Origin of the sequence: Cytobacillus sp. FSL R7-0696, from assembly GCF_038006865.1 — a bacterium.
In the GTDB taxonomy this organism is placed as follows: domain Bacteria; phylum Bacillota; class Bacilli; order Bacillales; family Cytobacillaceae; genus Cytobacillus; species Cytobacillus kochii.
In genome coordinates this window covers 1,122,192-1,147,210 of record NZ_JBBOWA010000001.1, presented here as the reverse complement: position 1 = coordinate 1,147,210, position 25,019 = coordinate 1,122,192, and the positions used below count along the sequence as shown (strand labels likewise).

At 36.9% G+C, this 25,019-nt stretch carries 22 protein-coding genes, 1 pseudogene and 2 riboswitches; of the genes and pseudogenes, 20 read left to right on the top strand and 3 right to left on the bottom strand.

The annotated features are described in order from the left end of the window. Positions 1-64: 64 nt before the first annotated feature. Positions 65-667 carry a TetR/AcrR family transcriptional regulator gene (locus tag MKX29_RS05990; protein ID WP_224939159.1) on the top strand — a complete coding sequence of 201 codons (603 nt, stop codon included), beginning with the start codon at positions 65-67 and terminating at the stop codon, positions 665-667. A gap of 88 nt (positions 668-755) precedes the next feature. Beyond that, positions 756-2,021: an MFS transporter gene (locus tag MKX29_RS05985; protein WP_251163536.1), complete on the top strand. Its 1,266-nt coding sequence runs from the start codon at positions 756-758 to the stop codon at positions 2,019-2,021. A 25-nt stretch (positions 2,022-2,046) separates the two neighbouring features. Here the strand turns inward: MKX29_RS05985 and MKX29_RS05980 are convergent, their stop codons facing one another. Further along, positions 2,047-2,454: an NUDIX hydrolase gene (locus MKX29_RS05980; RefSeq protein WP_251163537.1), complete on the bottom strand. Its 408-nt coding sequence runs from the start codon at positions 2,452-2,454 to the stop codon at positions 2,047-2,049. A gap of 175 nt (positions 2,455-2,629) precedes the next feature. Here MKX29_RS05980 and MKX29_RS05975 point away from each other — a divergent pair, with 175 nt between their 5' ends. From MKX29_RS05975 to MKX29_RS05935, 9 genes are all read left to right on the top strand, one after another. Beyond that, positions 2,630-4,006, top strand: a complete 1,377-nt coding sequence (locus tag MKX29_RS05975) for a UDP-N-acetylmuramoyl-tripeptide--D-alanyl-D-alanine ligase (protein WP_251163538.1) — start codon at positions 2,630-2,632, stop codon at positions 4,004-4,006. A gap of 117 nt (positions 4,007-4,123) precedes the next feature. Continuing rightward, the gene (locus MKX29_RS05970; protein WP_251163539.1) at positions 4,124-5,143 is read left to right on the top strand and encodes a DUF3231 family protein; all 1,020 of its coding nucleotides are present in this window, start codon (positions 4,124-4,126) and stop codon (positions 5,141-5,143) included. A gap of 364 nt (positions 5,144-5,507) precedes the next feature. Next, complete coding sequence (locus tag MKX29_RS05965) at positions 5,508-6,935, top strand: aldehyde dehydrogenase family protein (RefSeq protein WP_289432767.1); 1,428 nt, start codon at positions 5,508-5,510, stop codon at positions 6,933-6,935. Between the two features lie 95 nt (positions 6,936-7,030). Beyond that, positions 7,031-7,195, top strand: a riboswitch (M-box (ykoK) riboswitch). A gap of 242 nt (positions 7,196-7,437) precedes the next feature. Beyond that, positions 7,438-8,808 carry a magnesium transporter gene (gene mgtE, locus MKX29_RS05960; RefSeq protein WP_224939153.1) on the top strand — a complete coding sequence of 457 codons (1,371 nt, stop codon included), beginning with the start codon at positions 7,438-7,440 and terminating at the stop codon, positions 8,806-8,808. Between the two features lie 1,399 nt (positions 8,809-10,207). Further along, entirely contained in the window at positions 10,208-10,579 is a 372-nt protein-coding gene (locus MKX29_RS05955) for a MerR family transcriptional regulator (RefSeq protein WP_224939188.1), read from the top strand. Between the two features lie 38 nt (positions 10,580-10,617). Continuing rightward, positions 10,618-11,955 (top strand): hemolysin family protein, encoded by a 1,338-nt coding sequence (locus MKX29_RS05950; RefSeq protein WP_224939152.1) that lies wholly within the window; start codon positions 10,618-10,620, stop codon positions 11,953-11,955. A 38-nt stretch (positions 11,956-11,993) separates the two neighbouring features. Continuing rightward, positions 11,994-13,046 (top strand): hemolysin family protein, encoded by a 1,053-nt coding sequence (locus tag MKX29_RS05945; RefSeq protein WP_224939151.1) that lies wholly within the window; start codon positions 11,994-11,996, stop codon positions 13,044-13,046. Between the two features lie 69 nt (positions 13,047-13,115). Then, positions 13,116-13,163, top strand: a riboswitch (PreQ1 riboswitch). Positions 13,164-13,263: 100 nt separating this feature from the next. After that, positions 13,264-13,764: a preQ(1) synthase gene (gene queF / locus MKX29_RS05940; RefSeq protein WP_095370762.1), complete on the top strand. Its 501-nt coding sequence runs from the start codon at positions 13,264-13,266 to the stop codon at positions 13,762-13,764. Further along, positions 13,761-14,384, top strand: coding sequence for a queuosine precursor transporter (locus tag MKX29_RS05935; protein WP_224939150.1), 624 nt, complete (start codon positions 13,761-13,763; stop codon positions 14,382-14,384). Before queF ends, MKX29_RS05935 begins: the two co-directional genes overlap by 4 nt. Before the next feature lie 107 nt (positions 14,385-14,491). On the opposite strand, the pseudogene MKX29_RS05930 reads toward MKX29_RS05935, so the two are convergent. Next, positions 14,492-14,635, bottom strand: a pseudogene (locus MKX29_RS05930) (winged helix-turn-helix transcriptional regulator); the annotation flags it as partial. 91 nt (positions 14,636-14,726) lie between these two features. On the opposite strand from MKX29_RS05930, the gene MKX29_RS05925 reads away from it, so the two are divergent. Continuing rightward, entirely contained in the window at positions 14,727-15,620 is an 894-nt protein-coding gene (locus tag MKX29_RS05925) for an SDR family oxidoreductase (RefSeq protein ID WP_095370760.1), read from the top strand. Between the two features lie 42 nt (positions 15,621-15,662). On the opposite strand, the gene MKX29_RS05920 is transcribed toward MKX29_RS05925, so the two are convergent. Further along, positions 15,663-16,127 carry a hypothetical protein gene (locus MKX29_RS05920; protein WP_341104622.1) on the bottom strand — a complete coding sequence of 155 codons (465 nt, stop codon included), beginning with the start codon at positions 16,125-16,127 and terminating at the stop codon, positions 15,663-15,665. 211 nt (positions 16,128-16,338) lie between these two features. Here MKX29_RS05920 and MKX29_RS05915 point away from each other — a divergent pair, with 211 nt between their 5' ends. The 8 genes from MKX29_RS05915 to MKX29_RS05880 all read left to right on the top strand — a co-directional run bounded on the left by MKX29_RS05915 (position 16,339) and on the right by MKX29_RS05880 (position 25,005). Further along, positions 16,339-17,349, top strand: coding sequence for an ABC transporter substrate-binding protein (locus MKX29_RS05915; protein WP_251163542.1), 1,011 nt, complete (start codon positions 16,339-16,341; stop codon positions 17,347-17,349). A gap of 703 nt (positions 17,350-18,052) precedes the next feature. Next, positions 18,053-18,817, top strand: a complete 765-nt coding sequence (gene cpaB, locus MKX29_RS05910) for a Flp pilus assembly protein CpaB (RefSeq protein ID WP_251163543.1) — start codon at positions 18,053-18,055, stop codon at positions 18,815-18,817. Between the two features lie 32 nt (positions 18,818-18,849). Then, entirely contained in the window at positions 18,850-20,010 is a 1,161-nt protein-coding gene (locus tag MKX29_RS05905; protein ID WP_251163544.1) for an AAA family ATPase, read from the top strand. A gap of 23 nt (positions 20,011-20,033) precedes the next feature. Next, complete coding sequence (locus tag MKX29_RS05900) at positions 20,034-21,362, top strand: CpaF family protein (RefSeq protein WP_341104619.1); 1,329 nt, start codon at positions 20,034-20,036, stop codon at positions 21,360-21,362. 14 nt (positions 21,363-21,376) lie between these two features. Next, a complete protein-coding gene (locus tag MKX29_RS05895) occupies positions 21,377-22,303 on the top strand; it encodes a type II secretion system F family protein (RefSeq protein WP_251163546.1) in 927 nt (308 codons plus the stop codon). A gap of 4 nt (positions 22,304-22,307) precedes the next feature. Next, entirely contained in the window at positions 22,308-23,243 is a 936-nt protein-coding gene (locus tag MKX29_RS05890) for a type II secretion system F family protein (RefSeq protein WP_251163547.1), read from the top strand. A 105-nt stretch (positions 23,244-23,348) separates the two neighbouring features. Next, positions 23,349-23,579, top strand: a complete 231-nt coding sequence (locus tag MKX29_RS05885) for a hypothetical protein (RefSeq protein WP_251163548.1) — start codon at positions 23,349-23,351, stop codon at positions 23,577-23,579. Between the two features lie 31 nt (positions 23,580-23,610). Then, complete coding sequence (locus MKX29_RS05880; RefSeq protein WP_251163549.1) at positions 23,611-25,005, top strand: VWA domain-containing protein; 1,395 nt, start codon at positions 23,611-23,613, stop codon at positions 25,003-25,005. Positions 25,006-25,019 lie beyond the last annotated feature (14 nt).

Here is a 25,019-nt window from a genome sequence, read left to right as displayed (position 1 = left end):
TGGTATAATATAAATATAAAATAATAAATGATTGATTAATCAATCATTTATAGAAGGTGTTTAAATGCCATTATCGGAAAAACAAATTCAAAATATGGAGCTCCGGAAAAAGAAGATTCTTGAAGCGGCTATGGGGTTATTTGCGACTGAAGGGTATGAGGGTACGACAATTAAGAAGGTTTCTGTTGCTGCTAATGTTAGTTTTGGTAGTGTGTTTACTTATTTTAAAGATAAGGAAGCATTGTTTTATACCGTTGTTGTTGAACCATTAGCAGAATTGAAGGAGCGCGTTTTATTTTTTGATGAGACGTCTGCTGATCCTTTATTGGAAACAAAACAGATGTTAAGAGAGCATTTTAGAGCATTTGCAGAAATGAATCGTTATTTGCAATTGGTTGTACAAGTTGTGGGACAGCATGAACGGTATGCTGATGTGTTTAAGGAATTAGATGAGTTCCATGATGTATTTCGTGGGAAGGTCGGACAATTGGTACAAAACGGGCAGCAAATAGGGGTGTTTAAGAAACAAGATCCGCTTATTGTTGCTACATTGTATACGAGTCTCTTAATAGGCGTTCGTTTAAATTCAACTGATAATCGCTATAGTGATGTGTGGGAACAATATGCTGTCACTGCACTAAATCTTTTTGCACCAACTGAAGAGTAACAGATAAAGGGCTTTCCGGTTAGGGAAGTCTTCTCATTCGCTTCAACAATGATTGATTAATCAATCATTAAAAAGAGGAGGAATTTGTATGAAAAATCTGCACCCAGCCATCCGTATTAGATTACTGTTGCAATTCATTTCATCTATTTCAACAATGGCGATTTTACCTTATATCATTATTTATTTTGCTGAAGAAGTTGGGAAGGCCGTGACAGGTGTTCTATTTCTATGTGTGATGTTGGCAAGTGTTTTAGGCTCCTTATTAGGTGGATTTACTTCAGACAGAGTAGGGAGAAGGAAGGTAATATTGCTTGCAGAACTGTTTGTATTTATAGGGTATTTAGGTGCTGCAGTTGCCAATACATCCGTTGGTGCCTATCCTTACATCACTTTTCTATTTTTTATGACCATTCAATTTAGCACAGGTGTCGTCAATCCAGCCTATCAAGCATTAATCATTGATGTGAGTTCCCCTGAAGAAAGAAAAATAATTTACACTTATGCCTATTGGGTTCGAAATTTAGGGATTGCTATTGGTAGTATGGTCGGCGCTTTCTTCTTTTTTCCCCACCTTGTCTTACTACTCCTTAGTGCAGCTCTTGTGTCCTTACTTTCTATTTTGATGACAAAGGTGTTTATTAAAGAAACCTATCAACCTAACGTACAGCGGCAAAAAAGTAGTCAAACGATTCAAGTGTATAAAGAGTATTTAAATATATTAAAGCATAAGTTTTTTATCATATTTATTCTTGCTAGTGTATTAATTGTAGCTGTGGAGGAACAATTAACGAATTATATTGGTATTCGTTTAAAAGAACAGCTCCCAAATCCAGTACAGATCATTACCGCCATTCCTATGGAGGTAGATGGTGTGAATCTACTAGGACTTTTGAAGACAGAAAATACTATACTTGTTGTTGCTCTTACGTTCGTTGTAATTACACTCATAAAAAGATGGAAGGAACGTGTGACATTTTTGGTTGGACTTTTGCTGTTTTTCACCGGTTATACGGTTCTTAGCTTTACAACCATTCCCATGCTGCTTATTGTTGCTATGTTCCTCGCATCTATTGGTGAGATGATGTATATCCCGATGCAGCAGGCCTTGCTCGCTAATAGTGTGCCTGATCATGCGAGAAGTACTTACATGTCGCTGTATGGTGTTTCAATTTTCTTAGGTGTCAGTGCTGCAGGTGTCGTTGTCATTGTAAGTGAATGGATTCCATCTCTTGTTATTACTGGTGTAATTGCTTTAATGGGCGGGTTGAGTTTTATTTTGTTTGCACGGTTAGTAAGCATAGAAAAGAAACAAGAAGAAACAAATATCATTAACCTAAAATCAGTCTCTAGATAGTAGGTTAGGTTAAAACATAATATGTTTAAAAACCGACAAAAAAAGGGTGCCTACCTTCATCCAAACAATACTCCACCCGCTGCCTGTAGTTTTGCCATTCAATCATTTGTAACGCCTGGTCAATAGGGAAGTAGCCAACTGCTAAGCTTTCTGAACTTGTGGTTGGTTCTCCGCCGGTAGGTTTGGCAAGGAATAAGGTGTTACAGATGGATTTTTCTACGTTCTGGAAGATGCCACAGAAGCGTATGATCTCTACGTCGATTCCAGATTCTTCTTTCGTTTCGCGGATGGCTGCCTCTGTGATGGATTCACCTTCTTCTACTTGTCCACCAGGCATTTCCCAACCTCTTAGTGGCCCTTTGATGAGTAGGATTTCATTATGATCGTTTAAAACAATCGTTGCTGCTGAGACAATATGTTTAGGTGTAGCCATAAAATCCCCCCTCGCTATTCTCTAGTTAATTTATTCCATATTATCATGAATGGATGAGTTTTTTTTCTAAAAGTTAAATCTATTAAAATATTTCAGCTTTACCTTACTAAAGAGTTTTCTTTTTCTGCAAAAAGGTCTACAATTTGATGTAAGTAATCATTGTGGAGGATTTAGGATGATAAAGCGAAGTTTAGTTGAAATTCAGGATATGTTAAATGGTTCAGGTCTGCAAGAAGAATACGCTGATATCCGTGTTGACGGGGTTTCGATAGATACAAGAACATTACATAAGGGGAATTTATTTATTCCTATTATGAGAATTGATGATGGTCATAACTATGTAAATACGGCTTTCGATCGGGGTGCTACTGCAACCCTTTGGAAGAAGGGGCATAAGCATCCACCAGAAGGCGTACCCGTGATTTACGTCGATGATCCACTTCAAGCATTACAAGAGTTGGCAACTGCTTATCGTGAACAATTAAATATGAAGGTTGTCGGTGTAACGGGGAGTAATGGAAAAACAACAACGAAGGATATGGTTAAGTCCATATTACAGACGACATATAAAGTCCATAAGACAAAAGGGAATTTAAACAGCCAAATCGGGTTGCCTCTTACCATTCTTGATGTCGAAGAAGGCACAGAGGTCCTTGTTCTAGAAATGGGTATGAGTGAAAAGGGACAAATTCATCGTCTGTCAACCATTGCTCAGCCTGATGTTGTAGTTATTACGATGGTTGGTTTGGCACATATTGCGACACTAGGTTCGGAAGAAAATATCGCCAATGCTAAACTGGAAATTATTGATGGTTTAAGAGATGGTGGCTTATTTATATACTATGGCGATGATGCTCACTTAAAGCAGGCGTTAGCGAATGTGAATTTACCCATGCGTGTTAAAACATTCGGTCATGAAGTAACGAATAATTACTACTATGAAAAAGTAAAAGAATATAAAAAATATCTTGAGTTTGATATCGCAGGAGAGCAGTCATTTAAAGATCTAAAGGTATCGATCATTGGTAAACATAATGTGAAAAATACGTTAGCAGCGGTAGCTGTCGCTCTTGAATTGGGAGTGACGCCTGAAAACATTATCGCTGGATTGAAGAATTTAGATTTGACTGCCATGCGAATGGAAACAATTCAAACAAAAAAAGGATACACCATTATTAACGATGCTTGGAATGCGAGTCCGAACTCTGTACAAGCTGCGATTGAAACAGTACAGGAAATGGATGGCTATCATCAGAAAATATTAGTACTAGGGGATATGCTAGAACTAGGTGATAGTGCTGAAACTCTCCATAAACAAATGGCAAAGGCAATTGACCCGAATGAAATTGATTTTGTCGTCACATATGGAATATTAGCCTCTGCAATTGCAAAAGAAGCGAAACAAATGATGGGGGAAGACAAAGTGGTGTCTCCTTATACAAAATCGGAAATCGTTCAATTTATTAATAAAATCGTGAAGAAAGAAGCCCTCATTCTATTTAAGGGCTCCAGGGAGATGAAATTAGAAGAAGTAGTGAAAAACTTAATCTAAGTCTAAAAGCAGCTTACTTAAAATTTAAGTGAGCTGCTTTTTTATTTTCCTATTTGGTATAATTCTCCTTTCAATAACAAATAGTAAGGTCAGAATATTGTGAAGGGAAGTGCACGCATGACAGAAGAAAAGATTAACCTTTCTTCTTCGGAGTTAGCGTCTTTATGGACATCTTATATGCAGAATACGATGTCCGTTCAGTTTTTAAGTTATTTGCGAGAAACCGTGGAGGATAACACGATATCTCAACTAGTACAAACTGCTTGTCAGATTTCAGAAGACCATATAGCAAAGGTAAAAAGTGTTTTTGTACAAGAGAAAATACCTATTCCTAAAGGTTTTACTGCTGCTGATGTAAATAGAGATGCACCGAAAGTTTATACAGATATATTTATGCTGACCTATATTCATCACATGGCTAAAGCTGGCATGCTTAGTTATAGTGGATTTCTTGCGTTAAGTGCAAGAAAAGATATAAGAAAGCTTTTTAATAAGGCACTTTTTGCGACAGCTGATTTATTTGAGCAAAGTTCAGAAATCCAAATCAATAAAGGTGTATTTGTCCGATCGCCAGTTATTCCTTATCCAAAAGAAATTGATATGGTGGATGATAAAAGTTATTTCAAAGGATTAAATCCTTTTGCTGACAAGAGGTCGTTGAATGCTGTGGAAATCTCTCATCTTCATCTTAATTTTTTCAATAATGTTGTTGGGCTAAAATTAGCTACAAGCTTTGCCCAAATGTCACCAAGAAAAGAAGTACAAAAGATATGTATACAAGGCAAAGATATTTCAGAAAAACATGTGGAATTATTTGCTGTTACTTTGATTAACAATGGTCTTCAAGCACCAATTGATGGAGATGTTAGTATTACCAATTCAACTGCCGAAGTATTCTCGGATAAATTAATCCTTTTTCAATTAGGAATGTTAACAGCTGCCGGGAGTGGAAACTATGCGACGGGTGCTGCAGCAAGTCAAAGGCATGACCTGATCATCAATTATGAACGTTTAGCTATGGAAGTGGGTCAGTATGCAAAGGATATAGCGAATTTAATGGTGGAATTGGGTTATCTTGAACAACCACCTGGAACGTTGGATAAAGAAAAACTGGCAAAAAGTAAAGAAAAAGAATAAAAAGGTAAGCATCATGAAGGTGCTTACCTTTTTACTATCTGTGATTGGCCGAACGTTTAACTTTGCGCCATTGACCTAGCTCTATTTATTCTTAGGAGGCGATTAGATCTCTTGTAGATAGAGTAGTTTAGTTTCACTAACCATCTTTGGATTAGATGAATCAAATGAGCAATAAATTCCAACGTTCATCCCTCCACACCGATATTACGTGACGAGCACGTAGCCCTATCTTTTCCTAAAGAATAAAAGTTATACAGATGAAAAGTTGGTAGTTACATGACGAATGTGACATGTTTAATAAAGGGGAGAAAGGGAATGGGTTAAGTAGAATCAATAATATCCCTAAAGGAGCTTGATTATACTTATGCGAAATTATACTAAGCACTATATTAATGGCGAATGGGTCACATCAACGGGATCTAAAACCATTGATGTCATTAATCCAGCAACGGAAGAAGTAATGGGAAAAATTAGTTCAGGAACAGAAGAAGATTTAGATAAAGCAGTGGCAGCGGCCAAAGCTGCATTTCCATCATTCTCTCAAACATCAGTAGAAGAAAGAATTGAGTTACTTGAGCGAATTTGTCAAGAATATGAAAAACGTAAAGACGATATTATAGAAGTGATTACAGAAGAACTAGGCTCTCCTGTTAAGCGAAGCAATAAAGTCCATTATCAAATGGGTTTACAACACTTTAAACAAGCGGTAGAGGAATTAAAAACGTTCAAATTTGAAGAAGAACGAGGAAACACATTAGTTCGCAAGGAAGCGATCGGTGTAGCAGGACTCATCACACCATGGAACTTCCCTACGAATCAAACCTCTACTAAATTGGCAAGTGCGTTTGCTGCTGGTAGTACCGTAGTGCTTAAACCAGCATCAAATACACCATTTGCAGCGATGATTTTAGCGGAAATCTTTGAAGCAGCAGGTTTGCCAAAAGGTGTCTTTAACCTAGTAACAGGTTCAGGTTCAACAATTGGTAATGGCATTAGTTCACATCCTGATATTGATTTCGTATCCTTTACAGGATCTGGTGAAGTCGGACAAAAAATTATGGAAAACGCAGCTTCAACTATCAAGAAAGTTTCTCTTGAGTTAGGTGGAAAATCACCACTTATCGTGTTAGATGATGCAGACATTAAAGGAGCGGCAAAAACAGCCGTTGCGCTCGTCGCAGGAAATACAGGTCAAGTTTGTACAGCGGCAACAAGAACACTCATTCCAAAAGGAATGCATGATGAATTCGTTGAGGCTGTAAAAGAAGTGATTGAAAACTTCCCAGTCGGTGATCCAACAAGTCAAGATGTTCAAGTTGGTCCTCTTGTCGATGCAGATCAATGGGAAAGGGTACAATCGTATATTAAAAAAGGATCAGAAGAAGGTGCAGAATTAATTGCCGGTGGTCCTGGAAAACCAGAAGGACTGGAGAAAGGTTATTATACGAAAATCACTGCTTTTACAAATGTGAAAAACGATATGACGATTGCCCAAGAAGAAATCTTTGGACCAGTAATGAGTATCCTCACATACGATAACTTGGATGAAGCAATCGAAATCGCTAATGATACCATTTATGGATTAGCTGGATACGTTTACGGTGGCGATCGTGACACATTACAAAAAGTGGCCAAAGGCATTCGCGCTGGACAAATCCAAGTCAATAATTCAAAAACTGATTTCTCAGCACCGTTTGGCGGCTTTAAACAATCAGGCATTGGACGTGAATGGGGAGACTTTGGTATCGAAGAATTTTTAGAACCTAAATCCATCATTGGCTACTATGCTTAAATCTAATAGGTTCCCTTGTACGGGGACCTTTATTAATTTTTCTAAAGGTGTTGACAGAATGTAACACTAGATGTAAAGTGAACATGGCAATCCATATGAATCCTCGTTAGGTGAGGCTCCTGTATAGAGATATGCTACTGCCCAAAAATGTCCAAAGACGCCAATGGGTCAACAGGAACCATCGACATAAGGTGGTTTTTAATGTAGCTGGTATTTACCTATGCTGTACAGTGCTAAAGCTCTACGAATGGAGGGGTAATTACTGCTTGTACAATACGCGTACATGTTGTATTTTCTATGCATTTTATGCACCTCCACGGTTAGTTGGAGGTGCTTTTTCATTTTAAAAAAACAAGGAGGTGGTGCGGGATGGATAGTATTCCCAATCCGAGGTCGAGTAAACAGGAATTGATCAATAGGGAGAAAAGAGGAGGGTATTTGTTCTGCACCACTCATCTTATACAGAATAAATAGGCTCTTCTTCCGAAATGGAGGAGTCGAAATGAACCAATTATTAAAATTAAAACAAAAAAAAGATTACCAAAAACAAGTATTAAAATATATCACTGAACGTAACTTGAAAATGTTTCGTGAGACGTTCCTTGAATTGCATCCGACGGACCAAGTAGAAGTGTTTAAAGAAATGGAACTGCCATTACAAAAACAATTACTACTTTTTCTGACACCCGAAGAGTTCTCTGATATTTTCCAAGGGCTAGACTTAGAGGATCAATCAGAGGTTTTTACTCATATAGGCTTTCAATATGCTGTCGCGATGTTTAATTATATGTCTGCTGATGACGTTGCCGATTTCTTGCTTGAAATGGAAGTAGAAAATGCAGATGATATCCTTCAATCCATGGATCAAGAAGAAGCCAATAAAGTCATCGAGCTGATGACTTATGCACCGAGAACGGCCGGTGCCATTATGACGAAAGAATTCATTCGCATTTCAGTTGAGTCCACTGCCGCCCAAGTCATTGAAGAACTAAGAGAAACGGCAATGGCTGCTGAGACGATTTACTATTTATACGTCGTCGATATAGAGGAGCGTCTTGCTGGGGTTGTTTCCTTAAGAGATTTAATTATTGCACAGCCTAATCAAATCATTGATGATATTATGAGCACACAAGTGGTTTCTGTACCGGTCAATGAAGATCAAGAAAACGTGGCACGTTTGATTAAAGAATATGATTTTCTAGCGGTTCCTGTCATTGGGAAAGAAGGAAAGCTTGTCGGTATTATTACAGTCGATGATGTTATCGATGTACTAGAAGAAGAGACAGATGATGATTTCGGAGAATTTGCTGCTTCTAAAGGGGCGACAGATTTAAACTTAACGGCTTTTAGTGCCGCAAAAAAACGTGCACCTTGGATTGTTTTATTGATGTTTTTCGGTATGATTACCGCTAACATCATCGGTCGCTTTGAAGAAACTTTACAACAAATTGTCATCCTCGCTGCATTTATGCCATTGATTATGGGAACGGCAGGTAACACAGGGACACAATCATTAGCTGTGGCTGTCCGTGGATTAGCCACTGGATCAGTAGAGAAAAACGGTGTATGGCAAATAGTGAAAAGGGAATTGGGTACTGGTTTGATGCTCGGTGTCGTATGTATGATCGTATTAACAGGTATTATCGGTCTATTCTACCAAGGAAATTGGCTGCTTGCTTTTATCGTCGGTGCCTCACTATTTTTAGCATTAAGTATGGCCGCAGTGATTGGAGCAGTTGTTCCGCTCATTATCAACCGCTTAAAAATTGATCCAGCCATTGCATCCGGCCCTTTTATTACTACATTAAATGATATTCTTAGCCTACTGATTTATTTCTCTATTGCAACGACCATGATGGACAAAATTATATGAAAGAACCAACACTTCCATTTAAAGAATGGAGGTGTTTTTTTATGGGGAAAATCCAAAACAAAAGCAACCGGAGAAAGATAATTAAGAAATCGGGGAAAGATAACTTTGTATCATTCTTGGCGTGTTTCCGTATATTCGCAACCAGCCAGGATTTGTTAGGCGTACCGATTTTTGGAGCGTTTACTTTCTTAAACGATCAAATATAGAGTAACCCTATGCTATTTAATACGTTTCCAGCAAGAACGAGTCAGGATTCTGAGGGCGGTGAAAAATTTGAAGCGTTTGTCTGTTAAACGAGTCAAATATAGTAGAAGGTTCAAATGTTTGATTCGTTCCTTTCCAAAACGAGTCAAGATTTACAGAATGTCCAAATTTTTGGAGCGTTTACTTCTTAAACGAATCAAATATAGAGTACCCCCCTTTTATTTGATACGTTTCCAGCAAGAACGAGTCAGGATTCTGAGGGCGGTGGAAAATTTGAAGCGTTTGTCTGTTAAACAAGTCAAAAATAGTAGAAGGTTCAAATGTTTGATTCGTTCCTTTCCAAAACGAGTCAAGATTTGCAGAATGTCCAAATTTTTGGAGCGTTTACTTGTTAAACGAATCAAATATAGAGTACCCCCCTTTAATTTGATACGTTTCCAGCAAGAACGAGTCAGGATTCTGAGGGCGGTGAAAAATTTGAAGCGTTTATCTGGTAAACGAGTCAAAAATAGTAGAAGGTTCAAATGTTTGATTCGTTCCTTTCCAAAACGAGTCAAGATTTGCAGAATATCCAAATTTTTGGAGCGATTACTTCTTAAACGAGTCAAATATAGAGTAACCCTATGCTATTTGATACGTTTCCAGCAAGAACGAGTCAGGATTCTGAGGGCGGTGAAAAATTTAAAGCGTTTGTCTGTTAAACGAGTCAAATATAGTAGTTGGTTCAAAGTAATTGCCGCGTTTCCAACTATTACAAAAGCTAGTTTGCCTATTCTGATTCGAGTTCACTAGAACAAGGCAATATTTCCGGCTGAGTACAATTTAGGCACCGTCATCTCATCAGCCCGTTTATCATTCTATATCATCCTCCGAAAAGTACCATAGAGGTAAAATAATCAATCATATCTTTCTTTATCAAGTGAGAGGTATATAATATGAAGTTTCTTTTTTTGAGATATCTGCTGTTATCAGTTAAAATATAATTGAGAATGGGGAGTTGTGGACTGAAAAAGCTACCACTTGATTTCAGTTACAGTCCATTATATAATTTTCTCATAAACTATAACGTAATAGTTTGTGTTTTTTCTTAAAAAGTTTCAACCTATAAACATAGGTTTTAAATAAAACTGAAACGTAATACTTAATATAGAAAGGGGGTTACTTCATTGGGAAGGCGTTATTGCGAATTGGTCAGGTGGCGAAATTGAGCGGTTTAACATCACGGACGATTGATTATTACACAAAAAAGAATTTATTGAGTGTCGAACGTTCCTCTTCAAACTACCGTCTTTATCCTGAGGATGTCCTGAATACGTTAGAAAGGATTAAAGCTTTGAAGAAAGAGAGATTATCAATTCTAGAGATTCAGAGAGTACTTCATACACAGGATAACCAAGGAGTAGACCCCATGGTAATAGAGGTCCAAGAGGAAATCAATCGTTTAAAAGGGAAGCTTGAAATCGTAGAACAACGATATCAACAGTGTTCCGAAATCGAAAAAAAGCGTGTGTTTCGCTTACTTGAAAAAGAATTATCAGATTGTTTCAAACGATTGAATGAGTGTTAACTATTTTGGAGGTGAATCCCTCAGTTAGAGGGAAATAATTGGACATAATAACCATTACGAATTTAATAATGCTTGTAATTTTACTTGCTCTGACGGCGTTTTTCGTTGCGTCTGAGTTCGCAGTAGTCAAACTCCGTATGTCGAGGATTGACCAGTTAATTGCTGAAGGAAATAAAAAAGCGGTTCTTGCTAAGAAAGTAGCAGCGGACCTGGATTATTATTTATCAGCTTGTCAACTTGGTATTACGGTAACAGCACTTGGTTTAGGTGCATTAGGTAAACCGGCTGTAAGTGCTGTGTTGTATCCTGTTTTTAGTTGGTTAAACATTTCTGCTACTATTGCTGATGTTGCTTCTTATGCTATTGCTTTTGCATTAGTAACTTATTTACACGTGGTAGTCGGAGAGATGGCACCGAAAACTTTAGCTATTCAATTTTCGGAAAAAGTGACGTTAATGCTTGCTCCTTCACTCTACTGGTTCGGTAAGATTATGTCGCCGTTTATTTTTGCTTTAAATGGTGCTTCTCGTCTTTTATTGCGTATGTTTGGTGTCGCGCCAGCTCCGCAAGAAAAGGCATACACTGAGGAAGAATTAAAAATCGTTATGGCACAAAGTTTCCAAGGTGGAGAAATTGATCAAACAGAACTGAAGTATTTAGAGAACGTCTTTTCTTTTGATGAAAGAGTAGCAAAAGATATCATGGTTCCAAGAACAGATCTTGTGACAATTGATAAGGATATGACTCCAGATGAACTGATCGCCATTTTAGATGAACATAATTATACGCGTTATCCCGTTGTCGAAAATGGGGATAAAGACCGTATTATTGGTGTTGTCAATGCGAAGAAAATGCTCAGTCACATTGTGAGTGGCAGGGAAGTAAAGTTAGAGCAATATATGCGTGATGTTCCATTTGTTGTAGAAGTAACAAGTATACAAGATGCGCTGTTGAAAATGCAGCAAGAACAAGTCCATATGACTGTTGTTATGGATGAGTACGGCGGAACTTCTGGTGTTTTAACGATGGAGGATGTACTTGAAGAGCTAGTTGGCGAAATTCGAGATGAATTTGATGAGGATGAAGTAGCGGATATCCGTCCAGCAGGTGAACAAAAATATATCATCAATGGACGTGTGTTGTTGACTGATTTGGAAGACCGGTTTGGCCTAACATTTGAAGATAGTGAAGATATCGACACAATTGCTGGTTGGATACAATATAAAAACCTTGAAGTAGTAGAGCAGGGTGACGAGGTTCATCACGATAATCATGTGTGGGAAGTGGCTGAAATGGATAATTATCAAATTAAACAAGTCATGTTCCATCAATATTTAGAAGATCAAATAGCAGAGGAAACCCCTCAATCATCGTAATCATCTTGGAGGTGAATCCCTCAGGAAGAGGGAAATAATTGGACAGTATAATCATATTAAACTTGTTTTTAGTTGCATTATTTATTTTATTTACGGCATTTTTCGTAGGTGCCGAGTTTGCTATATTGAAAGTGCGTATGTCTAGACTCGATCAATTGATCGCAGAAGGAAATAAAAAAGCAGTACTTGCTAAAAAAGTAGCTCATAATCTTGACTATTATTTATCTGCCTGCCAACTAGGTATTACCATTACAGCGCTTGTTTTAGGTGCTTTAGGTGAACCAACTGTACAGAAGATTTTAGAACCTTTGTTTATTGAATTTGAAGTATCTGCCGCTGTAGCGACAATACTTTCTTATATTATCTCACTGACTATTGTCTCGTTCTTACACGTCGTTATTGGGGAACTTGCACCAAAAACATTAGCGATTCAATATGCAGAAAAAATGACACTTCTACTGGCGCCAGCTTTATATTGGTTTGGTCGCATTATGAAGCCAGTTATTAGTTTATTAAATGGTTCAGCAACGTTTATTTTAAGACGATTTGGTGTTGAGCCAGCTGGTCATGATACTGTGCACTCGGAAGAAGAGTTGAAGTTGATTGTCACACAAAGTTATGAAGGTGGAGAAATCAACCAAACAGAACTTGCTTATTTGGAGAACATCTTTGCCTTTGATGGTCGTCAATTAAAAGATATTATGATTCCGAAAGAAGAAATGATTACACTGCAGAAGAATCAGTCATTGGATAGTATGTTAAAGGTCATCGATGAATATGAATATACCAGATACCCTGTTGCATCTAAGACGAAGGAATATATCGGATTCATTAATACGAAGGAAATGTTAACGAGTTTAGCTGCAGGACGTAAGGAAGATTTTAAAGAATTTATGCATGAGATACCAAGCTATAAAGAAACCATCTCCATTAAAGAGGTTTTCTTGAAAATGCAGCAAACACGTACACATATGGCCCTTGTAACAAATAATCAAGGCAAAACGGTCGGGTTAGTAACAATGGAGGATATTCTTTCTGAAATTGTTGGTGAAATTAAAGATGAATCGGATGGTAACGAAGTGTACGCCTAACAGAAAAGATTGACAGTGATCACAAGCTTATATAAACTGAGAAAAGTAAATGAATAGACTGGAAGATATCCAGAAGAGGTTCATAGCTTTAAACCCTCTATAAAAAACTATGGATGCATGAAAAAAACCATGTCCATATTCGGGCGTGGTTTTTTGTTTCTTAGTTGACAGATGGTTTTAGCTCCCTGAACGAAATTGATTCAAGGAGGCTTTTTTTATGTCAGGAAGAAAAGAAGAACAAGGATTAACGGATTTAACTTTATTAGGTAATCAACAGACCCAATACCCATCAGATTACGCACCAGAAGTACTTGAGGCTGTGGACAGCTTACATAGCGGTAGAGATTATTTTGTCAAATTTAATTGTCCAGAATTCACAAGTCTTTGCCCCATCACAGGCCAACCGGATTTTGCTACGATGTATATCTCTTACATCCCTGATGAAAAAATTGTAGAAAGTAAATCATTGAAACTGTATCTCTTTAGCTTTAGAAATCATGGCGACTTTCACGAGGACTGTGTCAATATTATTATGAATGACCTCATTGATTTATTGAACCCCCGTTATATTGAAGTTTGGGGGAAATTTACGCCTCGTGGTGGTATTAGCATTGATCCGTGGTGCAATTATGGCCGACCGGAAACGAAATACGAAAAGATGGCAGAGCATCGATTAATGAACCATGATCTCTATCCAGAAAAAGTGGATAATCGATGATTCTATATTTAAACGGCATCTATGTGGGCTTGCTTATTTTAGCTAATATAGTTGCTGTGAAATTATTCAGCCTTGGCGATTTAGCGATTCTTCCAGCAGCAGTGGTCGTTTTTATTTTTACGTACCCAATCATTGATATTATCGTCGAATTATATGGGAAAGAAGCTGGTAAACAAACGGTGAAAGCTGGTCTTATCACACAAATATTGGCGATTATCTTTATTATGATCACCATCCAATTACCTGCTGCTCCCGTATTCGGCGAACAGGCATCATTTCAGGCGATTTTAGGTGGTAGCTTTCGTGTAATAGTTGCGAGTCTTGTGTCTTATTTTATTAGCCAGCATATTGTTGTGTATGTTTTTCATCAACTAAAAATGCGTCATGGTAAGAAGAAGTTATGGTTCAGAAATAATATGTCTGTAATGATTAGTCAAATCGTCGACACATCGATATTTATTACGATCGCCTTTTACGGAACGATTCCAACTTCCGCATTATTGGGATTGATTCTCTCGCAATATTTATTTAAATTTATTGCCTCAATTTGCATCACACCACTTGTTTATTTAGTTGTGCATATGATTCGAAAGCGTGAATTCATCATGGAAAAAGTGTAATTCGGTGAAAAATACAAGAGTCTTGCTTTCGTTTAATTGGAGCAAGACTTTTTTAATACAGTTCACTACTTAAGGTTCTATAGATTACGAGAGTTTAGTGGACTATTTTACAAACTATTGCGGTTTTTTTCTCTCCACTCACATAACTGCTCTAAAACAGGTAATAGCGTTTCTGCTTTTTTTGTGAGACTATACGCTTTCTTTCGAACAATCCCATCAGCTTCCAGCTCCTTAAGTTGAGTGCTCAATGTTAGTACCTAAAATTTTTATGAGCTAGGTATTTTCGCGTTTGCACCACCTTCTCTCAATTAAAATAATATGATGAAGAGGAGGGGAAGCCCTATGGAACGAGGAAATTACGGAAAAGAAACAAAATGTGAGGAAATTGTATTTAGCTTTCCTAAACAAAAGCAGAATAGACAGCCAGGGATGGAATACGAAATGGTCCCAAGGCCCATATATGATAATCCGCAATATAGAGGTACCGGCAAGTTAAAGGATAGAGTAGTAATTGTAACTGGGGGCGATAGTGGGATAGGGAGAGCCGCAGCTGTAGCCTTTGCTAAAGAAGGAGCGAATTTAGTAATTGCCTATTATGATGAACATCGCGATGCAGAAGAGACGAAACAGGCAATCGCTTATTATGGTGGGAAATGTCTTCTGATCCCAGGTGATCAAAGGGAGGAAGCGCATTGTAAACGAATTGTAGAAGAGACCATCCAAACCTTTGGCAGATGTGATGTGCTTGTGAATAATATCGCTGTACAGTTTTTGCAAGATGAATTTACAAATATTAGTTCAGATCAGTGGAACATAACCTTTGACGTGAATATTCGGTCGTATTATTATATGACAAAAGCAGCCATGCCTCACTTGAAAGATGGGGCCAGCATTATTAACACAACCTCAATTAATGCCTATATCGGTAGAAAAGATCTCATTGATTATTCGGCAACAAAGGGTGCAATTGTTAGCTTCACACGAGCGTTGGCTAATAATGTTGTTGACAAAGGCATTCGTGTCAATGCCGTTGCACCGGGGCCAATTTGGACGGCACTCCAACCTGCCAGTCAATCCCCTGAACAAATCCAAACATTTGGTCTCGATGTCCCAATGAAAAGAGCAGGGCAACCGTATGAATTAGCACCCGTTTATGTCCTTTTAGCATCTGATGACGGCTCTTACATCACCGGTCAAACCATCCACGTTAACGGGGGAGATTTTGTTGGCTCCTAATAAAAAAGCCGAGCGACTTTAACTAAAAGGGCTCGGCTATTTTTATGAGCTTTTCTGTCCAGCTAGCTTCCCATTCAAAAATTCAATCGTTTCAGCAACAGTCTGTTTATACGCAACAGCCTTGTGAAGCTGATAAATCGCACAATCTTCAGCTGCAACTATTTCCTCAAAAGAAATTGTCCCAAGCAAATTCTTAAAGGGGTGGTCTTTTTTAAGAAGCTTGATCTCTTTACTTATATCTTCCGCATGAATTTCATTGATGATATAAAAAGGGAACTGCAGCTGTTTTTCATTCATGATCTCGTGAAGTTTTACACGTTGCCCCTCGTTCGACTCACCATCGAGTATTTCTGTTGTCACTTCTACGTTATCGAGGTCTCCGACAGGAAAGGCAAATTGGGTATCGTATGTTTCTTGACTTGAAGTCTTATCCGTGTAGCAGGAGACTGCATAATAGGTCATTTTAGCTTTTTTCAGCTTTTTTAAGTTAAACATGCCCTCAGTCATTCAAAAACTCCTTTATGTAAGTATCTGATATAAGAATAGCACACATAATTGTAAAAATTCACCACGATTTTTCTATGAAAAAGAAGGGGAATCAATATGTGTGGAGTATCATTACTATAATGAAAACGCATGCAAAAAAATTCATTGCTTTAAATCAACAAAGCGTGTTATTATCGAAATATTAAAAATTTTATAAGTGGGGAGTTAGGTCATGAGAAAATTATTAGCAGGTTTGATTGGTAGTTCAATGCTGCTTCTTAGTGCATGTGGTTCTTCAGGTGCTGATGAGGCAAGTGGCAGTGGGGACAATGAAAAGGAGCAAAAAGTTGTTAAAATTGGTATTACACAAATTGTTGAGCACCCTTCATTAGATGCTGCAAGAGAAGGTTTTATGGCTGCTTTAAAAGATGCAGGCTATGAGGAAGGAAAGAATTTAGAGTTAGATTATCAGAATGCTCAAGGGGACGCTAATAATAATATGTCTATTGCTCAAAACTTGGTTACTGCTGACAATGACCTAATTCTTGCAATAGCAACAGCAAGTGCTCAATCTGTTGTTCAATCAACCAAGGATATACCCGTTCTTTTTACAGCCATTACCGATCCGATTAGCGCAGATCTTGTAAAAGACTTGGACAAGCCGGGTGCAAATGTAACTGGTACTTCTGATACCCATCCAGATGCGATTAAAAATACGATTGCTTCTATTAAAAAGTTTGTCCCTGAAGCAAAGACGGTCGGAATCATTTATAACGACGGGGAAGCTAACTCAATTGTTAATGTAGAAAATGCGAAGAAGGCATTAGAAGAGAATGGACTTGAATATGCGTTGACGGCAATTTCAACTAGCTCAGAAGTGAAGCAAGCAGCAGAATCACTTGTTGATCGCTCCGATGTCTTTTATATTCCAAAGGACAATACCGTCGTTTCAGCTTTAGAATCAGTGATCACAGTGGCTAATAAAGAAAAAATCCCTACATTTGTTGGTGAAAGTGATTCGGTTGAAAGAGGCACGTTCTCTTCCTATGGCTTTGAATACCATGACCTCGGTTATAAAACAGGTGAAATGGCTATAGAAATATTAAATGGCAAAAAGCCAAGTGACATCCCAGTTGGTTTCCCTGATAATCTAGAATTAATCGTTAACAAGGATGCAGCTGAGAAACAAGGTGTTGAATTAACAGATAAACTATTAGAAGGGGCAAAGGTCATAGGTGAATAATTATATTCGGGTTAAGAGAGGTGTAGTAATTAACTACATCTCTTTTTGTATGGAAAAATTGTCGATTCTTGTCAACTATTTATTTTGTGTTTAATTACTTTGTCCTAGGTTAGCATTTTTTGTATCTATGTCGTTTGAAATGGGATGATACTATATTGATAAAATGACTATAAGGTATAAAAAGGAAATAAATATAAAATTTTACCTAATAAACAATTGTTATTTAACTTTTTATTATACTTTTAAAGAAAATAAATCACATGGAGTGAAAAATTACTCTCGATACCCCGAGGGGAATTTTTCAGAGAAATTTCCAACACTTATATGAGTATATTTTAGGTTGAAACCCACTTTGCTTACAAATTGAGTCTAAAAGACTATAAATATATATATTCCTCAATTATTTGCAATAAAGTAATTAGAATTGTTTCTCTGCTCCTGTACTGACATCCTTCCAAAATCACATAAAAAATCTCGAATTTGAGAGAAAACTAGTATGAAAATCACAGACAAATTTCGACATGGACAAAAGTGGATTTGACGGAAATTTCTACTCATGTTAGTAAATATATAGCAGGAAAAAAGAAAAAACTTCAAATTATCAGGTTTAAAATTTTTTAAACGAGGTAAAAAGTAGTAAATTATTTACCAAATTTTACTTAAATATAGAAAAATATGAATGATGTGGGAGAGAAGAAGCAGAATGTTGGAATCGAAGAGAAGAGCCATAATCTTTATATCTATTTCATTATTATTAGCAGTGGCAGCTGGTTTTTTCGTCCTTCAAAAAGTGAGCGAACTTAATGCTGATCTTGGTGGGATGACGGAAGTTTATGTAGCAGCAGATGATATCCCTTCTAGAACAGTTATTAAACCAGAACAAGTGAAAGCCATTGAAATACCTAATAGGTATGTAAATGAATCGTATGTATTAAATGTTGAAGATCTAATTAACAAAGTTTTAGTCGTACCATTAAAGGAAGATGAAGTGATTACACAACCAATGATTAAACCTGTATCAACAGCTACTGATGAGAATAGTCGTCTCGTGATGATAACGCAGACTGAAAATGTAAGCTTTGATACACAGTTAGAGGCACTTGATCGAGTGGACATTATTGTTTCACACAAGTTTGACGGTAATCCAGTTACTGAAAGCTTTAAGAAGGATGTAAAGGTTGCTCGTATCTTACAAAGTGATAAAAAGTTTTCAGGAATTGTCGTGGAAGTCCCTTTTGAAGCTGCACCAGAAATTATACATATGCAAAATTACGCTGATAGTATGAGAGTACTAAAGGCAAATGTTGGTTTAGAAGAGGAAGTGCAAGAAGTCGATGGTGAGGCAAAAGAAGCGGCTTCTGTAGAGAAAGAGGAGAAGGTAGACGAAGCTCCTGCTAAAGAAGAGAAGAAAGAAGAACCTAAAGAAAAAGAAGAGAAGAAAGAAGAAAAGTCAGATAAAAAAGACTGATTATAAGGTATGTCAAAAATGAGGTGGTCATGATGGCTGAACAAATCAATATCCTGATAGTGAGTGATAGTGATGAATCGCTTACTAATATTATGGGGTTATTTAATGAATATAACAAAATAGATACACTTAATTATTCTGATATAAGGTCAGAATTGGATCGATTATCTCCAGATTTAATCTTTCTAATCGAATCCTCTTCAGAATCAACAGTGGATACGATTGAATATATCCACACTTATAATCATATACTCCCAATTGTTTATATCTCCTTCTCAAGAGACTTTGACACATTAAGGGATATAACAAGAGCAGGAATTACTGATTATTTTGTTTTACCGGATGAAAATACCATGCTTTATGGCAGAATGGACAGCATTATACAACTGGCTATTCAAAAAAGAGAGCAGTTGGAGGAAACAGCTTCAGCTAATCAATCTTTTAAACGGGGAAGAGGAAAGATTCTCTCGTTTTATAGTGGTAAAGGTGGAAGTGGCCGCACGATACTATCGAGTTCTTTTGCACAAACATTAAAATTAGAATCCACTGCACAAGTGATTTTAATCGATTTAAATTTGCAGTACGGTGGTACGGAAACTTATCTTTCGATTGAATCGAACAGGTCGCTTGCAGATCTTCAACCAGTTATTAGCGAATTAGCGGAAACCCATATTAGAAACGTATCAGAAAAGGAAAAATACTCAAAGCTTGAAGTGTTATTAAGCCCTAAAGATGCTGAGGTAAGTGAAAGTCTTCCTTCTGATTTTATTTCTAAATTATTGAGGACCTGTAGAAGGAGCTATGATTTTGTCATTGTCGATCTTCCTACATATGTGAATGAACAGACATATATTGCATTGGAAGAGTCAGATAAAATCTATTATGTGATGAATTTGGATGCACCATCTATCAATATGTTAAAACAAGTAGAAAATCTTTTTGTAAGGCTTGGTATCGAAACACAGGATCGTATGGAATTGTTATTAAATGAAGTCGGGAGAGAAAATGAAATAAAGCCGAATGATTTAAAAGATATTATTTCTTACCCTATAGCATTTAAGATACCAAGAGACATTAAAGGGGTTCAAACACATATCAATAAAGGTGAACCATTTAGAAAAGAAGCTGTCGAAAAGAAGTTGATACCATTTACTAAGAGCGTGAAGAAATGGGTTAACCAAATGTTAGAATAATATAATTTAAGGATTGATGATTGATGTCTTTGTTTGATAAAAAAACAGAAAATAATAATCGAAATCGAACGATAAAAAGGTCGTCAGTTCAAAATCAATACATTTCAGAGCTTGTAGAGCATTACAAAACGCGCATATTAAAAGAAACGAATCTTGAACTGTTAACCAGCTTGCCACAAGGGGAAATGAGACTCAGAATTGAACAACTTATCAGTCAATTTATGAGTGAGGAAAAAATCATTCTTCCGAGGCATGATAAAGAATTACTGATTACAAGGATTATAGATGAGTCCATTGGCTACGGTCCCCTCGAACCATTATTAAATGATCCGAGTATTACGGAGATTCTTATCAATAACTTTAATGAAATCTATATTGAGCAATATGGAAAGTTGCAACTTTCGCCCATCTCATTCAGAGATGAAAGCCATGTTAGACATGTCATTGACCGTATTGTAGCTCCACTTGGCAGAAGAATTGACGACAGTTCGCCGATGGTTGATGCCAGGTTACCCGATGGAAGTAGGGTGAATGCAGTAATACCTCCAATCAGTTTAGGAGGATCTGTCGTTTCCATTCGAAAGTTTCGCAAAGAACCATTCCGCATTCAAGATCTATTAAACTTTGAATCACTAAATGAAAATATGTCTCGTTTTTTAGATGCGATTGTAAGGGCAAAAATGAACGTGCTTATTTCAGGAGGAACAGGTAGCGGTAAGACAACATTATTAAATGTTCTTGGCGATTCTATTCCTGTAGGTGAACGAATAATTACGATTGAAGATTCCGCTGAGCTTCGCTTAGATAAACCAAATGTCGTGGGATTGGAAGCCCGCCCTGAAAATATGGAGGGCGAGGGCGAAATCTCTATTAGACATTTGGTGAAAAACTCATTACGGATGAGGCCTGATCGTATCATCGTCGGTGAGGTTCGTGGCTCTGAAGCATTTGATATGCTGCAAGCGATGAACACGGGTCACGAAGGGTCGATTACAACAGTACACGCCAATACCCCATTTGATGCACTGAGAAGGGTCGAGGGAATGGTTGTCATGGCGGGTATGGATTTACCATCAAATATTGTTAGAGAGTATATTGTGGGCGCATTAGATATTATCGTTCAAAGTACACGATTAACAGATGGAACAAGAAAAATCGTTTCTATTTGTGAAGTTTATCGGAGTGAATCAGGTGAAATCAATATTGATGAAATATTCACCTATAGACGTAAAGGACTAAAGGAAAATGGTCAGGTTGAAGGTTCATTTGAACCAACAGGAAAAATACCTAAATGTTTAGAAAAAATTAAGATGTATGGAATAGAGCTAGATGAAGAAATTTTTAAAGGATAGGAGGTGGAGTAACTATGGAGGCAGCCATACTTTTTGGATTAGCAACATTGCTCTTTATATGGGGTGTTTATAATTACTTAGGTTATCGTAGTGATAAGAAAGAAATTATTAAAAAGCAAGCAAAGGAATTTCAAGAAAAAGAAGAACGTAACAGCTTTATTGCAAAATTGGGTGATAGGTTTGATAAAACTGATTTTGCCGATAACTTTAAGCAAAAGTTAGTAAAATCCAATATATCTATTCTACCTTCTGAATTTTTTGCCATTCTATTATTTATCGCCTTTACTGTCACCATCATGTTATTCGGCTTCTTTAGTGTACCGCTTATCTTAAGCTTAATCATTGCGGTTGTGCTCTGTGCAGGGGCTTATTGGATTTTATTTTTAATAAGAAAGAATAAATACATAGAGAAGTTAAACAATCAATTGTCTGAGGTATGCCGAATTCTCGGGAACGCAACGAAATCTGGCATGACAATTGTCCAAGGGCTTGAAATCGTAGCGAGTGAAGTGAGTTCTCCTGCTAAAGACGAATTTAAATCATTAACCCAAAATATGAGATTAGGTGTCGATTTCGAGCGAGCGTTAAAAGAATTAGAAGTTCGAGTACCTACGAGAGAGTATAAACTATTTATCTCTGCTCTATTAATTCAAAAAAGAGCAGGGGGTAACTTAACACAAGTTTTATATGAAATGGCTCACACGCTTGAGGAGAGGAAGGTACTCAGACAAACAATTTCAACAGCTACCGCTGAACAAAGGTTTGTTTCGTATATCTTACCTGCTCTGCCCATCTTCTTGTTGTTCATGTTAAACAATATTATGGATGGATTTATGGAATTGTTATTCACTGTTCCAGGAGCTATATTAATGATTATTTTTATTATAGGGATGGTAATCGCGCTATTACTTGTAAGAGCTGTTACCAACATAAAGGTGTAGCGTTATGGATTCTTTCATATTATTCGCCGTTATATTATGTTGGCTATCTCTCGCTCTCGGATTAGCTAGTTTATATCAGTATTCTAAACAAAAGCAATACTTGAAAGCTCATTTACAAGAAATAGCAGTTACCTCTTCCGTACTTGTAGCTGGCAAGAAAGGCAGATTGGAAAAAATCATTCAATTTCTCGCCAGATATGCTGATGACTTCTCCACATTAGGAGAGAGGATTAATTTTTATAGTGAATCTGAAGAGGTAGATAAGCTATTAAAAAGATCAGGTAACCCTTATGAATTAAGTGTGAAGAGATTTCAAGGATTTAAAATCGTGTTTATTTTATTGGGACTTTTACTTGGTTTCTTTATGGTAATTATGGGGTTCCCCCTAGCAAATATTGCTTTTGTTACTTTACCAATTTTAGGTTTTTTTATACCCATTATTTGGGTGAGGTCATTAGGTAAAAAAAGACAGGATCTATTAAGAAAGGACTTACCAGACTTTTTAGATACGGTAAGTATTAGCTTACAAGCAGGATCGAATTTAGATAGTGCCATCAAAGAGGTAATTAAATATTTTGATGGTCCAATAAGAGAAGAATTTGCCCAATTCCTTCAAGAAATCGATCTGGGTGTTCCTCGAGAAAAAGCTTATGCTGGATTATTAGATAGAAATGAAAATGAAGACTTTCAATCTTTAATTAAATCACTTATTCAAGCAACGAGATTAGGTGTTCCGATGGCTTCGACTTTTAAAGCACAAGCTGAGGATATTAGGAAAATAAGCTTAGAACAGGTAAAAGAAAAAGCAGCTAAAGCATCTCCAAAAGTCACTTTAATCACATCATTCATTATCGCTCCACTCATTATGTTGCTGATTATTGGATTAGTGATTCTCAACATGATCTATGGTGAGAACAGTATTATGAATATCTTTAGTTAATAAAATATAAATCTTTGAAAGGGGTGATTATTTCTAACTGAAGGTTAGCTCACGCCATCAAAAAAATTAGAAGTAATAAAACCAATTATTTAGGAGGAAAAACAAATGAAAAATTTTATTGAAAAAGTAAACGGGAAAATGCAGGCTCTGTATGCGAGAACACAAAAGGCAGTTAATAACGAAGACGGAGTATCAACAATTGAATGGGTAGGATTAGCGGCAGTAATCGTTGCTTTAATGTTTGCGGTTGCGACGGCTATGGATGGTCAAGGAAGTGGTTTGGCAGAGACAATTGTTACTAAAATAAGTGATATGCTAGAAAGCATAGGTAGCTAATTTAACTATAACAATGGTTGGAGGCTTTAATGTGAAAAAAACAGTTTATATTTGTCTGCTTCTACTATTTTCCGTAATGGTTGTAGCTTGTTCGTCTGATGAAGGGAAAAGTAATGATACACCACAGCAAACCCAAAATCAAAAGGAACAGACAGATGCTGAAACTCAAGAAACATTACAGAAAGCTTCTGAAGAAAATGAAATAGCTGAGGAAGCCATCAATGAAGAATTAGTTGCAAAAGAACTGCCAAAAAATATAGAAGAAATTATTGAATATCCTATTGGCATACTAGGTTCTGAAGATACAATGTTCGGTGATAGGAATGTAGAAGCGGTACTTAATGATATTCCTGCTTTACCAGAGGATGCAAATGATGAGGAATTACAGAAGCTGACGAACTATTTGTATTCAGTATTTAAGATGCCATACGAAGACCCGAAAGTTTCTATTGAAGAAAGCAGTTTAAACAAGCCTGAGGAAGCCGAAGAATTAGCATCTAAAGAACAATATAATGTAGAAATTGTATTGGACGCCAGTGGAAGTATGGCGAATTATATGGGTTCTAAAACAAGGATGGATTTAGCTAAAGAATCAATCGAGGAGTTTGCATCCACATTACCGGAAGATGTGAATTTAAGTTTAAGAGTGTATGGCCATGAAGGATCGGGCTCAGATGAAGATAAGAAAATGTCCTGTGCCGCCAATGAGTTAGTATATGAGTCAAAAACATATAATGAGTCTGAACTGTCCAACGCACTTGATTCCTTTGATCCAGCAGGGTGGACACCATTAGCTCAATCTATTAAGGAAGCGAAAGAGGACCTATCAAAGTACTCTGGAGAAGAGCATAAAAACGTTGTCTATATTGTCAGTGACGGAATTGAAACATGTGATGGCGATCCGGTAGCAGCTGCGAAAGAATTAAAAGATTCGGGAATCTCACCAGTGGTTAATGTCATTGGATTTGATTTAGCCAGTAAAGATGAACAGCAACTGAAAGAAATCGCCAAGGCAGCAGATGGTAGTTATGTGAATGTAAACAATCAAAATCAACTCAATGATGAATTAGGTAAAACAGTAAATGATACTCTGAAGTGGATTGGATGGAAGAACAGTGAAACGTTAAGTGCTATTAGTACGAAAAACAAAGAAATACTGGAAATCATTAGTGTCAATAATAAATGGAAAAATAAACTACGTAAAGAAAAAAATCTAACTAAACAATCGGTATATAGTCTGAAGAATGATGACAAAATTTCCGATGACCAATCCCAAAAAATTGTCTCTAAAGTAGAAGAATTTTATAAGAAACATAATGAGTCTATAGAAGAACTAAAAACAGTCTTAATGGATTTATCAAAAGAAAACTTAAAAGAAACTTTAGATGAAATTGATAAACTTTATGAAAAAAATGTCTCAAACTAAAAAGGAGGGGCATC